12 protein-coding genes and 1 tRNA gene are annotated in these 12,351 nt (G+C 66.4%); 9 read left to right on the top strand and 4 right to left on the bottom strand.

Annotation, left to right across the window (positions count from 1 at the left end; translation table 11 throughout):
* Positions 1-27: 27 nt before the first annotated feature.
* From rpe to V6B08_RS05385, 3 genes are all read left to right on the top strand, one after another.
* A complete protein-coding gene (rpe, locus tag V6B08_RS05395) occupies positions 28-693 on the top strand; it encodes a ribulose-phosphate 3-epimerase (protein ID WP_341978701.1) in 666 nt (221 codons plus the stop codon).
* A 61-nt stretch (positions 694-754) separates the two neighbouring features.
* On the top strand, positions 755-2,377 hold the full coding sequence (locus V6B08_RS05390; RefSeq protein ID WP_341978700.1) for a heparinase II/III family protein: 1,623 nt from the start codon (positions 755-757) through the stop codon (positions 2,375-2,377).
* A gap of 19 nt (positions 2,378-2,396) precedes the next feature.
* Positions 2,397-2,876: a HutD/Ves family protein gene (locus V6B08_RS05385; RefSeq protein WP_341978699.1), complete on the top strand. Its 480-nt coding sequence runs from the start codon at positions 2,397-2,399 to the stop codon at positions 2,874-2,876.
* Positions 2,877-2,895: 19 nt separating this feature from the next.
* On the opposite strand, the gene aroA is transcribed toward V6B08_RS05385, so the two are convergent.
* Positions 2,896-4,239: a 3-phosphoshikimate 1-carboxyvinyltransferase gene (gene aroA, locus V6B08_RS05380; protein WP_341978698.1), complete on the bottom strand. Its 1,344-nt coding sequence runs from the start codon at positions 4,237-4,239 to the stop codon at positions 2,896-2,898.
* Between the two features lie 177 nt (positions 4,240-4,416).
* Between aroA and V6B08_RS05375 the strand changes: the two genes are divergently transcribed.
* Both V6B08_RS05375 and V6B08_RS05370 read left to right on the top strand, forming a co-directional pair.
* A complete protein-coding gene (locus V6B08_RS05375) occupies positions 4,417-4,749 on the top strand; it encodes a TIGR02300 family protein (RefSeq protein WP_341978697.1) in 333 nt (110 codons plus the stop codon).
* A gap of 156 nt (positions 4,750-4,905) precedes the next feature.
* A tRNA-Ala gene (locus V6B08_RS05370) sits at positions 4,906-4,981 on the top strand.
* Between the two features lie 125 nt (positions 4,982-5,106).
* Here the strand turns inward: V6B08_RS05370 and V6B08_RS05365 are convergent.
* Positions 5,107-5,325, bottom strand: coding sequence for a hypothetical protein (locus tag V6B08_RS05365; RefSeq protein WP_341978696.1), 219 nt, complete (start codon positions 5,323-5,325; stop codon positions 5,107-5,109).
* Between the two features lie 102 nt (positions 5,326-5,427).
* On the opposite strand from V6B08_RS05365, the gene V6B08_RS05360 reads away from it, so the two are divergent.
* The 4 genes from V6B08_RS05360 (at position 5,428) to V6B08_RS05345 (ending at position 8,712) form a co-directional block, all read left to right on the top strand.
* Positions 5,428-6,384, top strand: coding sequence for a GNAT family N-acetyltransferase (locus V6B08_RS05360; RefSeq protein ID WP_341978695.1), 957 nt, complete (start codon positions 5,428-5,430; stop codon positions 6,382-6,384).
* 279 nt (positions 6,385-6,663) lie between these two features.
* Positions 6,664-7,104, top strand: a complete 441-nt coding sequence (gene speD, locus V6B08_RS05355) for an adenosylmethionine decarboxylase (protein ID WP_341978694.1) — start codon at positions 6,664-6,666, stop codon at positions 7,102-7,104.
* A complete protein-coding gene (gene speE, locus V6B08_RS05350; protein ID WP_341978693.1) occupies positions 7,101-7,964 on the top strand; it encodes a polyamine aminopropyltransferase in 864 nt (287 codons plus the stop codon). Before speD ends, speE begins: the two co-directional genes overlap by 4 nt.
* A 79-nt stretch (positions 7,965-8,043) precedes the next feature.
* A complete protein-coding gene (locus tag V6B08_RS05345) occupies positions 8,044-8,712 on the top strand; it encodes a class I SAM-dependent methyltransferase (protein WP_341978692.1) in 669 nt (222 codons plus the stop codon).
* Positions 8,713-8,852: 140 nt separating this feature from the next.
* On the opposite strand, the gene pheT is transcribed toward V6B08_RS05345, so the two are convergent.
* Positions 8,853-11,261 carry a phenylalanine--tRNA ligase subunit beta gene (gene pheT / locus V6B08_RS05340; RefSeq protein WP_341978691.1) on the bottom strand — a complete coding sequence of 803 codons (2,409 nt, stop codon included), beginning with the start codon at positions 11,259-11,261 and terminating at the stop codon, positions 8,853-8,855.
* A complete protein-coding gene (gene pheS / locus V6B08_RS05335; protein WP_341978690.1) occupies positions 11,258-12,340 on the bottom strand; it encodes a phenylalanine--tRNA ligase subunit alpha in 1,083 nt (360 codons plus the stop codon). Before pheS ends, pheT begins: the two co-directional genes overlap by 4 nt.
* Positions 12,341-12,351: the final 11 nt, after the last annotated feature.

Below are 12,351 nucleotides of genomic sequence, written 5' to 3'. Positions count from 1 at the left end.
CCGAGCCAAAGCTGCTATGCCGGGCCTATGCCGCAGCAAGCCACCCGAATCGCCCCGTCGATCCTTTCCGCCGATTTCGCCAAGCTCGGCGCCGAAGTGGCGGCGATCGATGCCGCTGGTGCCGACTACATCCATATCGACGTGATGGACGGGCATTTCGTGCCCAATATCACCATCGGCCCGGCCGTGGTTAAGGCTTTGCGTCCGCACAGCAAGAAGGTGTTCGACGCACATCTGATGGTGTCGCCGGTGGATGCCTATGTGCCGCTCTTCGCCGAGGCCGGCGCCGATATCATCACCGTGCATCCGGAAGCCGGCCCGCATGTGCATCGCACGCTGCAACTGATCAAGTCGCTGGGCAAGAAGGCCGGCCTGTCGCTCAATCCCGGCACGCCGGTGGAAGCAGCGCTGCAGGTGCTGGACCTGCTGGACTTGGTGCTGGTGATGAGCGTCAATCCCGGTTTCGGCGGCCAGGCCTTCATTCCGGGCCAGCTCGAAAAGGTGAAACGCCTGCGCCAGGCCATCGACGCCTCGGGCCGCGCCATCGACCTCGAGATCGATGGTGGCATCAACGAGGAAACCGCGCGCCAGGCGATTGCCGCCGGCGCCGATGTGCTGGTGGCCGGCACGGCAGGCTTCAAGGGCGGTCCTGAGCATTACGCTGAGAATATCCGCCGGCTGCGCGGCGCCTGAGCCGGCGGCCCGGAACGCGGCGGCCAGAATCTTGCCAGAAGCCCCCACATCCCTCCCCCCCGTGAGCTTCGCCACACGCCTAGCCGCGCTCTGGCATGGCTCGCCGCTCTATGGCCTCACCCTGCCGCGCCAGGCGCCGCTGGAATTCCTTTCATTGCCCACCGATCCTTGGCCCGGCCTGGCCGCCCGCGCCGACCGGCTGTTCCAGGGCCGCTTCGCCTTCGCCGGCCTCGAAGTCGTGTCGCCTCATGCCGCGCCCTGGGATGCCGGCATCGACAGCCTGAATGCCGATCCGCAGAGCATCGCGGCCTGGGCGGCGGAACTGCATGGCTTCGTCTGGCTGCGCGACTTCGCGGCGCAAGGCGGCGAGATGGCGCAGCGCATGAGCCGCAGCCTGGTGCAGCATTGGATCGAGCGGCATCACGCCTGGTCGCCGCGTGCCTGGGCCGCCCCCGTCATCGGGCGGCGGCTGACGAGCTGGCTCGGTGCGGCGCATTTCCTGCTGAAAGATGCCGATGCGGCTTTCGGCCATGACCTGCTGCTGAGCGTCGCGCGCCAGGCGGCACATCTCGGCCGCACAGCATTGCGCGAAAGCGATCCGGCGGCCCGCGCCGAGGCATTGCTCGGCCTGGTCTATGCCGCTGAGAGCCTGCCCGGCGGGCATGACAAATGGCCGCAGGCTTTGCCCAACCTGATCCTCGCCTGGGAAGCCTGCCTGCTCGGCGATGGCGGCCATGTCACGCGCTGCCCCAGCCGGCTATTCGCGCAGTTCCGCGATGTGGTGGCGTTGCAGCATTACCTGAGCGCCGGGCACCCTGAGCGCATGAGCCTGCTGCCGCTGATGGATCGCATGGCGCCGATGCTGCGCTTCTTCCGCCATGGCGATGGCGGCCTGGCGCTGTTCCATGGCGGCGAGGAGGAACCCGGCGGCGCGCTGGAACATGCCTTGCTGCTTTCGGAAGCGCTGATCCAGGGCAAGCATGGCAAGCCACCGGCCTCGTCCGCTGCTTCAGGTTTTGAGCGGGTCACCGCAAAGCGGGCGCTGCTGCTGCTCGATACCGGCGCACCATCAGCTTCGGCCATGGGCCGGCCGCATGCGGCGCCGCTGGCCTTCGAGTTCAGCCACGGCAAGGACCGGCTGATCGTCAATTGCGGCGCGGCGCGGCGGCTGGGCGGCGACTGGGCCGAGGCCCTGGCCGGCCCGGCGGCGCACGCCACTTTGGGCATCGAGCATGCCCGCCCGGCACCGCATTTCACCGTGCGGCTGCAGCGCCATGAACAGGACGGCCATGCCTGGATCGACGCCGAGCATGATGGCTGGCAGCAGGCTTTCGGCCTGCTGCACCGGCGCCGGCTCTATCTTGGCGGCAATGGCGATGACCTGCGCGGCGAGGATGTGCTGGAAGGCGGCGCACCGGATCGCCCGCGCGCCTTCACACTGCGCTTCCACCTGCATCCCAGCGTGCATGCCTCACTGATCGGCACCGGCGATACCGTGCTGCTCAAGACCCAATCCGGCACTGGCTGGCGCTGGCGCGGCCAGGGTGGCCTGGTGCGGCTGGAAGACAGCGTCTATTTCGGCCAGGGCGGCGAATTGCGCCGCACGCAGCAGATCGTCATGGGCGGTTCCGCCGCCGGCCTGCCGGTGCTGCTGAAATGGGCCCTGGCGAAGATACCGGGCTGACCGCCATGCAGATCGCGCCATGCTGATCATCCCCGTGCCGAAACAGCGCGCCATGCCATGGAAGAACGGCAAGGGTGTAAGCTGGCACATCGCCGCCTTTCCCGACAGTGCCGATCTCGACAGTTTCGACTGGCGGGTGAGCCGCGCCGCCATCGTGCGCGACGCGCCCTTCTCCGCCTTCCCCGGCTGCGAGCGCTGGATCACCCTGATCCAGGGCGAGGGGTTTTCGCTGCGCTTCCACAATGGCGAGGCCCTGATCCTGCGCCGCCCGGCCATGCCGATGCAGTTCGATGGCGACCTGGAAGCCGATTGCAAGCTCGCCGCCGGCCCGGCCACCGTGGTCAATGTCATCGCCCGGCGCGGCCATTGTGATGTGGATGTGGCCGTGGTGGCAGCGCCGCCAGAGATGCCGGCGGATGTCGGCGACGCGGCGCGCGACGGCAATACCGTGCTGGTGCGGCTGGATGGCGCCCGCGTGCTAAGAGCACGCTTTAGTTAGGCGCGATATCCGCGCATGTTCAGCTTGGCGCGATATCCGCGCCGAGGCCCCGCATCAGCGAGACGAAGCCCGGGAAGCTGGTGTCGATCATGCCGACATCGTCGACGCTGACGCCATCTTTCGCGGCCAGGCCGAGCACCAGGGCCGACATGGCGATGCGGTGATCGAGTTCGGTGGCGACCTTGGCGCCGCCCTTCGGCGCCGTGCCGTTGCCGCGCAGGATCAGGCCGTCTTCCAGTTCTTCCAGCGCCACGCCATTGGCCGACAGCGCGCGCGCCATCGCCGCCAGGCGGTCGCTTTCCTTCACGCGCAGTTCCTTGGCGCCGCGTACCACGGTCTCGCCGACAGCGCAGGCAGCGGCCACGAACAGGATCGGGTATTCATCGATCATGCTCGGCGCGCGCTCCGGCGGCACGGTGATGCCCTTGAGTGCGGAATGTCGTGCGGTGATATCGGCTACCGGCTCGCCGCCCTGGTCGCGCTGGTTCGAGAGCGTCAATTCGCCGCCCATGTCGCGCAAAGTATCGAACAGGCCGGTACGCAGCGGGTTGATGCCGACGCCCTCGACGGTGACTTCGGCGCCTGGCGTGATCAGCGCCGCCACCAGCGGGAAGGCGGCGGAAGACGGATCGCCCGGCACCTGGATGCGGCTCGGTTTCAATTCCGGCTGGCCGACCAGCGAAATGATGCGGCCGCCTTCCTTGGTGGTTTCCACCATCACCTCGGCGCCGAAATGGCGCAGCAGGTTTTCGGTATGGTCGCGGGTCGCCTCGCGCTCGATCACGCGGGTGATGCCCGGCGCGTTGAGGCCGGCCAGCAGCACGGCGGATTTCACCTGCGCGGACGCCACCGGCAATTCGTATTCGATCGGCAGCGGATGCGTGGCGCCGACCACCGCCAGCGGCAGGCGGCCGCCGCTGCGGCCGATGAATTGCGCGCCGATGCGGCTTAACGGCTCCACCACCCGGCCCATCGGGCGGCGGCGCAGCGAGGCATCGCCGGTGAAGATGGCGGTGAAGGGCTGGCTCGCCACCAGGCCCATGACCAGACGGGCACCAGTGCCGGCATTGCCCATGTCGAGCACGTCGGCGGGTTCGGAAAAGCCGCCGACGCCGACGCCGCGGACCCGCCAATGGCCCTCGCCCAGCCGCTCCACCTCGGCGCCCATGGCGCGCATGGCGGCGGCGGTGCGCAGTACATCCTCGCCCTCCAGCAGGCCGGTCACTTCTGTTTCTCCCACCGCGAGCGCGCCGAAGATCAGCGCCCGGTGCGAAATCGACTTGTCGCCGGGAACCGAGAGGTGGCCGGCGAGCGGCTTACCGGGGCGACTGGCATGCGGGCGGGGAGCAGCGGCAGCGGTCATAGCAGTTATGCGGGGGTCCGGGGGCCGGGGGCGCGGTAAAATCGCGCCGCGACGGCCAAAACAAGGGTTGACAGGGCGCGCTTCTTTAACACAATCGCGCCGCCCTGACCACGGCGACGGTCCGGGCCTGAACAATGCCTGCAGCGATGCCGTTGCGGCTTTAGGAGAGTGTGAATAATGGCGAAACCGGAATGGGGCACCAAGCGCCGCTGCCTGAGCTGCAGCGCCGCCTTCTACGACATGATGAAGAGCCCGATCCTGTGCCCGAAATGCGGCACCGAGTTGAATCCGGACGCGCTGGTGAAATCGCGCCGCCCGGCCAAGGCCGAGGAAAAAGCCGCCAAGGCGGCGCAGAAAGCGGTACCGGTGGCGGATGATGCCGCCGATCCCGAAGTCGAGGATGGCGATATCCAGGACGATTTCCTGGCTGAAGACGACGATCTCGAAGGCGGCGATGTGGCCGAGGAGATCGATGTTGATGCCGCCACCGACGGCGAGGAGGAACGCTGACCCGCAAGGGGGTTTAAGTGATTGCCCGGCCGGGCGGATTCGCCTCTCTGGAGAAGCGAAAATTTCCGCCCGCCGAAACCCTTGCAAAGCCCTGGCCTTGGCCTTAAGGTCCGCGCCCGCCGGCCAGGGAGACTAGAATTCTGACGGCACGGTTACGGGGCCATAGCTCAGCTGGGAGAGCGCCTGCATGGCATGCAGGAGGTCAGCGGTTCGATCCCGCTTGGCTCCACCAACCTTCTCGTGATGCCAATACCTATGAAAGACCCGCCGCAGGCACCAGCCCGGCGGGTTTTTTCATACCCGCCGGGCCGCTTCCGGCAAAAATTGGCCGGCGGTTTTTTTCATGCCGCTGAGCCGTTACTGGAAAAAGCAGAGCAGGCCATAGCAGCGGCCGAGCCAGTGGGCGAACACCCAATAGAGCAACAGGTCGCCAGCCAGACAGAGCAGCAGGAACGGCGCCAGGATCCAGAGCAGGAAGCGGCGCAGCGCATGGCGTGTCAGCCGCGGCGCCGGAATCACCTCGCCATGAATGCGTTCGGGGCCGCGCCAGCGCGCCGGCAGTTTCAACCAGGCCATGCCCTGGAATAACCCAATCGCCCCCTTGCGGGAAGTGGGCCGGAAAGCGCCCCCCTTTCACCCCCCCTTGCGATGCCGCGCCCCTATCCCCATGCTGCCGTGATGACCGACTCAAATCCGCTTTTGCAGCCTATTGGCGACCGCGCTGCCTGGTCGGCCCTGCTGGCACGGGTGCGCCGCGACACCCTGGAGCAGAGCTGGGCCTATGGCGAGGCGGTGGCGGCGGTGTCGCGCACGCGGCCGGAACGCTGGCTGCTGCTGGATGGCAACGGCGAGACCATCGGCCTGGCGCAGGCCTTCCGCCGCCGCTTCGCGGCTTTCGGCAGCTTGGTGCGGATCGTGCGCGGCCCGCTGTTCCTGCCCGGCATTGAGCGCGCGGCGCGGCTGGCGGCACTGTCAGCACTGCGCCAGCAATACTCCTGGCGCCAGGGCCGGGTCGTGCTGTGGTGGCTGCCCGAGCTGCCGGGCGGCGCCGAGTCGGAAACCCTGATGCGCGCGCTCGGCCTGGAGCAGATGGTGACCGGCTGGAGTTCCGTGCGGCTGGACCTGACGCCGGCGCCTGCCGTGCTGCGCGGCCAACTGGACGGCAAATGGCGCAATGCGCTGAAGGCCGCCGAGCGCAGCCCGCTGCTGCTCGATGAAAGCTGGGACGACACAACCTTCGCCACCGTGATGCGCGCCCATGACGTGCAGCGCATCGAGAAACGCTTCCTCGGCCCCGATGGCGCCTTCTACCGCGCCTTCGCGGCAGCGGCCGACCCGGCACTCGGCGACAGCGCGCATCTTTTCACGGCCAAGATCGGCACCCGCCCGGTGGCTGGCATGCTGCTGCTGCGCCATGGCCGTGGCGCCACCTACGCGGCGGGCTGGAGCAGCGAGCCGGGCCGCCTGGTGCGCGCGCATCACCGCCTGCTGTGGCATGGCCTGCTGGCACTGAAAAATCTCGGCGTCGAGCATTTCGATCTCGGCGGCGCCAATACCGAGGAAGGAGCCGGCGTGGCACGGTTCAAGCTCGGGTTGAACGGCGAGGTCTTTACCCTGGCCGGCAGCTTCGCCTGACCTTCGATTCATTGCGCCAGCTTGGCGTAAGCCGTCAGAATGTGACCCCCATGCCGGGTTTTGTGACCCCCGTGCCGCGGTGCCGAAAAAATGTGCCCGGTGGGCGAATTTTCACTTGCATCAGGGGGCGATTGGCCCCATACCCCCTCCTGAAGACTGTTTGGAAAGTGGCGAATGGCCGCCGGTCCGGTTGCGGATCTTTAGCGGTACCACGGGGCTTTCCCAACAGTCTTTCTGCCGTCGGAGCGTTCCGATTCATTTGATGGTGGAGAGACCTGAATGAGCAAGACCACTGCCGCCAAGCCGGCCCTGTACGAAGTGCCCGCGCAGCCCGAGGCCGCGCAAGAGGAAGAGCACTTCATCAACAAGGACGGCATGCGCTATGCCGGTCAGCACCTGATCATCGACCTCTGGGGCGGCAAGCATCTCGACAACCTGGCGCTGGTGAAGCAGACCCTGACCGAGGCTGTCGAAGCCATCGGCGCGACGCTGCTGAACATCGACCTGCATCACTTCGAGCCGAATGGCGGCATCTCCGGCGTGGCCGTGCTGGCCGAGAGCCACATGTCGATCCATTCCTGGCCGGAAAAGGGCTATGCCGCGCTCGACGTGTTCGTCTGCGGCGATTGCCAGCCGGCGAAGGCGATCCCGGTGCTGCGCCGCGCCTTCCTGCCCGACACCATCCAGTGCACCGAAATGAAGCGGGGTCTGATTCTGTGACCAAGTGGTTTAACGAAACGCTCTACACCGGCTTCCGGCAGAGCCACGAGATCAAGAAGGTCCTCTTCGAGGGCAAGTCGAAGTACCAGAAGGTGACGGTGTTCGAATCCGCCCGTTATGGCCGCATCCTCGGCCTCGACGGCGTGGTGCAGTGCACCGAGGGTGATGAGTTCGTCTACCACGAGATGCTGACCCACCTGCCGATGCTGGCGCATGGCAAGGTGCGCGACGTGCTGATCATCGGCGGCGGCGACGGCGGCATTCTGGAAGAAGTGCTGAAGCACAAGTCCGTGCGCCGCGCCACCATGGTCGAGATCGACGATGTGGTGATCGACGTGTCGAAGAAGTACCTGTCGTCGATCTGCGGCAAGGCCTTCCAGGACAAACGCACCAACCTGATCGTCGGCGACGGCGCCGCTTGGGTGCGCGAGACCGAGGAACGCTACGACCTGATCATCGTCGACCGTCCGGACCCGGTGGGCCCGGCGACGGTGCTGTTCAGCGGCGAGTTCTACAAGAACTGCAAGCGCGTGATGAAGCCGGGTGCGATCCTCGTCGCCCAGAACGGCGTGCCGCACATGCAGGGCCCGGAACTGACCGACGCCGTGAAGCTGTTCCAGAAGATCTGGAAGCAGTCCGGCTCGTATCTCGCCGTGGTGCCGACCTATGTCTGCGGCTTCATGTCGCTGACCTGGGCCTCCGACCAGGACATCACCAAGACCCCGGCCAAGACCGTGGCGGCGCGCTTCAAGAAGGCCGGCCTCAAGGGCCTGCGCTACTACAACCCGGATATCGCCACGGGCGCCTTTGCCCTGCCGAATTTTGTGCGCAAGCTGATCCCGGGCGTGAAGCCCTATTGAGGCAGGCGCCAGAGACGTGTTGAATGACGGCGGCCAGGGAACTGGCCGCCGTTTTTCGTTACCGGTTAGGGGAAAGTCGTTGGGCGAGCAGAGCGAGGAAGCCAAGCTCCCGGAGGGCTGGCACAACTACTACACCGAGAAGCGCATCACGCATCAGTGGCTGCAGGTGCATCTGATGCGCGACTTGGCCGTCCGCCATGTGGTCGAGATCGGGCCGCATCTCGGCGTCGTAAGCGCCCTACTCGCCACCGCCGGCTATCGCGTCACCACCGTGGATATCGAGGCGCGCGGTGCCGGCATCGGGGTTGAGCGCCACATCACCGCCGATATTCGCCAGGTCGGCGCCGGCGACCTGCCAGCCGATGCCGATGTCCTGCTCTGCTGCGAAACCCTGGAGCATATTCCCTGGGCCGATACCGGCGCGGTGCTGAACAATCTCGCGGCGACGAAGATTCCGTGGCTGGTGCTCTCCGTGCCCTATGAAGGCACCCAGATCGGCCTGCAATTCTACTGGAACCGCTACACCGCGCGGCGGCGCAGCTTCTTCCGCAAGCTGCGCGGCCTGAAGCCCTTCCCGGCAACCGATCCGCATGACTGGCATACCCATAAATGGGAGATCGGCTACAAGGGCTACAGCGTCGAGGCGCTGGAGGCGCATCTCTGCGCCCATGGCTGGCAGCCGGAACGGCGCGACTTCACCGATGGCTGCCGCTCGATCTTCCTGGTGTGTAGGAACAGTACCATCTAATCGTCATGCCCGCACTTGATGCGGGCATCTCATGCCAGTTGCGGAAGATGCCCGGGTCACTGTAAGCGCGCGAACGCCATACGGCGTTCGTGGGCGCACAGGCCCGAAGGGCCTCGGCGGGCATGACGATTTACCGTCTGTTACCCCCGCAGCACGGCGTTGCAGGCCTTGGCAGCGGCGGCGACAATCTTCTGGCCCACGGCTTCGATCTCGGCATCGGTGAGGGTGCGTTCGCGCGGCTCCAGCCGCACCGAAAGCGCCACCGATTTCTTGCCCGGCTCGATACCGCTGCCGGCGAACACGTCGAACACCGAGACGCGCGCGATCAGCGCCTTCTCGGCACCCTTCACCGCCTTGATCAGCGTTTCAGCCGCCACACCGGCGCCGACGATGAAGGCGAAATCGCGTTCCACCGCCGGGAATTCCGAAAGCTTCAGCGCCGGCTTCGAACGGCCACCCTTCGAGCGGCTGGCCGGCAGGCGGTCGAGATAAACCTCGAAGCCAACCAGCGGCCCGCGCGCATCCAGTGCCTTGAGCACGCGCGGATGCAGTTCGCCGAATGCCGCCAGGATCACCTTCGGCCCGAGCCGCAGCGTGCCGGAGCGGCCAGGATGATACCAGTCCGGCGCACCATCCATGATCTGCAGACTTTCCACCGGCAGGCCGGCACCGGCCAGCGCGGCGATGGCATCGGCCTTGGCGTCATAGGCATCGACGGCACGCGGTGCCTCGCGCCAATGGCGCGCGCCGGTCTGGCCACGGCGGATGCCGGTGGCGACCCAATCCTGGCCCGTGGGTGTCGGGTCGTTGAATTGCGGCCCGACCTCGAACAGCGCCAGATCATTGAAGCCGCGATCCATGTTGCGCTTGGCGGCGTTGATCAGGCCCGGCAGCACCGAGGGACGCATCGCATCCATATCGGCACTGATCGGGTTGATCAGCGCCAGGGCATCGCTGCCGCCGCCGAACAGGCGGGCTTCCTCGCGCTTGATGAAGGAATAGGTGACGGCCTCGATCAGGCCGCGCGCGGCCAGCGCCCGCTTCACTTGGCGCGAGCGGCGCTGCGACGCGTTCACCGCCGGCAGTGGCACGGCGCGCAGCGGCGGCAATGGCGTTGACGGGATGTGGTCGAAACCCTCCAGCCGGGCGATTTCCTCCACCAAGTCGGCCTCGCCATCCACATCCGGGCGCCAGGACGGTACATCCACCTGGATCAGTTCGCCTTCATCCTTGGCGGTGAAGCCGAGCTTGGTCAGCAATTCGATCTGACGCGGCTTCGGCAGGTCGAAGCCGACCAGGCCGAGCAGACGCGAGGGACGCAAGGCAACGCGCTTCTGCCAGGCCGGTTCGCTGCCTGCGACGACGATCTCCGACGGCTCGCCGCCGCAGAGATCGAGGATCATGCGGGTGGCGATTTCGGCGCCATCATGCAGGAAGGCCGGATCGACGCCGCGCTCGAAGCGGTGGCGCGCATCGGAATGAATGCCGAGTTTGCGGCCGGTCTTGGCGGTGCGCTCCTGGTCGAACCAGGCGCATTCGAGGAACACGTTCACGGTTTCGGGCGTGCAGCCAGAATGCTCGCCGCCCATCACGCCGCCTATGCCTTCGGCACCGGCGCCATCGGCGATCACCGTCATCGTTTCGTCCAGCGTGTATTCCTTGCCATCCAGCGCCAGGATCTTCTCGCCGGGCCGTGCGAGACGAGCCACGATATTTCCTTGAACCTTGTCGGCATCGAATACATGCAGCGGTCGGCCAAGATCGTAGGTGATGTAGTTGGTGACATCGACCAGGGCCGAGATCGGCCGCAGGCCGATGGCCTTGAGGCGGCGTTGCAGCCAGGCCGGCGACGGGCCGTTCTTCACCTTGCGGATCAGGCGGCCGACAAACATGGCGCAGGCATCCTGGGCATCCGCCGGCAGGTCGCGCGTCACCTTTATCGGGCTCTCGAAGCCGCCGGGCACCTTGGCGGTGTTCAGCGGCTTCAGGCTGCCGAGACCGGCTGCGGCAAGATCACGGGCAATACCACGCACGCCGAGGCAGTCGCCGCGATTGGGCGTCAGCTTGATTTCGATCACCGGATCATCAAGGCCGGCAACCGCCGCGAAGGGCGTGCCGACCGGCGTGTCGGCCGGCAGGTCGATGATGCCTTCATGATCATCCGAAAGGCCCATCTCACGTTCCGAGCAGAGCATGCCGTTCGAGGCCACGCCCCGGATGGTGGCGGCTTTCAGCAGCAGGTCGATACCCGGCACCGTGGAACCGACGGGGGCAAACACGCCGATCAGGCCGGCGCGCGCGTTCGGCGCGCCGCAGACTACCTGCATGGTCTCGGGGCCGCCGTAATCGACGGTGCAGACGCGCAGCTTGTCGGCATTGGGATGCTGTTCCGCCTTCACCACGCGGGCGATTACGAACGGCTTATACACGGCCGCCGGATCAGTGATGCCCTCGACCTCGAGGCCGAGCGCGGTGAGCGTGGTGGCGATCTGATCGAGGCTGGCCGTGGTGTCGAGATGATCCTTGAGCCAGGAAAGGGTGAACTTCATCGGGCAATCCCCTGGCCGAGCGTCGGCACATCCAGCGGCACGAAGCCGTAATGCTTCAGCCAGCGCAAATCGGAATCAAAGAAGGCGCGCAGGTCGGGGATGCCGTATTTCAGCATCGCGATGCGGTCGATGCCCATGCCCCAGGCGAAGCCCTGCCATTCATTGGGATCGAGGCCGCAATGCTCCAGCACCTTGCGATGCACCATGCCGCAGCCGAGGATTTCCAGCCAGTCATCGCCCTCGCCGACGCGCAGCTCGCCGCCCTTGCGGCTGCAATTGATGTCCACTTCCGCGCCCGGTTCCACGAACGGGAAATAGCTCGGGCGGAAGCGCATCTTCACATTGTCGGTCTCGAAGAAGGCCTTGCAGAATTCCACCAGCACGCCCTTGAGATGGCCCATATGGGTGGTGCGGTCGATCACCAGCCCCTCGATCTGATGGAACATCGGGGTATGCGTCATGTCGTAGTCGCTGCGGTAGGTGCGGCCCGGCACGGCGATGCGGTAAGGCGGCGGCCCGCCGCGCATGGTGCGGATCTGCACCGGCGAGGTATGGGTACGCAGCACGATCTCGTCGGCATGGGCCGCGTTCGGCAGGTAGAAGGTATCCTGCATCTGCCGCGCCGGATGCGCCGGCGGCATGTTCAGCGCGGTGAAATTGTGGAAGCCATCCTCGATATCCGGGCCTTCGGCAATGGTGAAGCCCATGCCGGCGAAGATCTCGGTGATCTCGTCGATCACCTGACTGATCGGATGGATGCGGCCCTGAGACTCGGCGCCCTCGTTGAGCGGCAAGGTCATGTCGAGCTTTTCCGCCGCAAGGCGCGCGTTGATCGCGGCATCCTGCAGCACGCCGCGCCGCGCCTCGATCGCATTGGTGAGGCTGTCCTTCACGGTGTTGAGCTGCGCTGCGCGCGCCTTGCGCTCGTCCGGGGCCAGGCCGCCCAGTTCCTTGAGCGCGGCAGAGAGCCAGCCCTTCTTGCCCAGCGCATCGATGCGCGCTTGCTCCAGCGCATCCAGCGCCGTCGCCTCGGCCACGGCGCGCTCGGCGGCGCTTGCCAGGCTTGCAATATCGGTCATGCCATCACCTC

The organism is Ferrovibrio sp. MS7 (assembly GCF_038404985.1).
GTDB lineage: Bacteria > Pseudomonadota > Alphaproteobacteria > Ferrovibrionales > Ferrovibrionaceae > Ferrovibrio > Ferrovibrio plantarum.
This window is presented reverse-complemented; position numbering and strand designations above follow the sequence as displayed.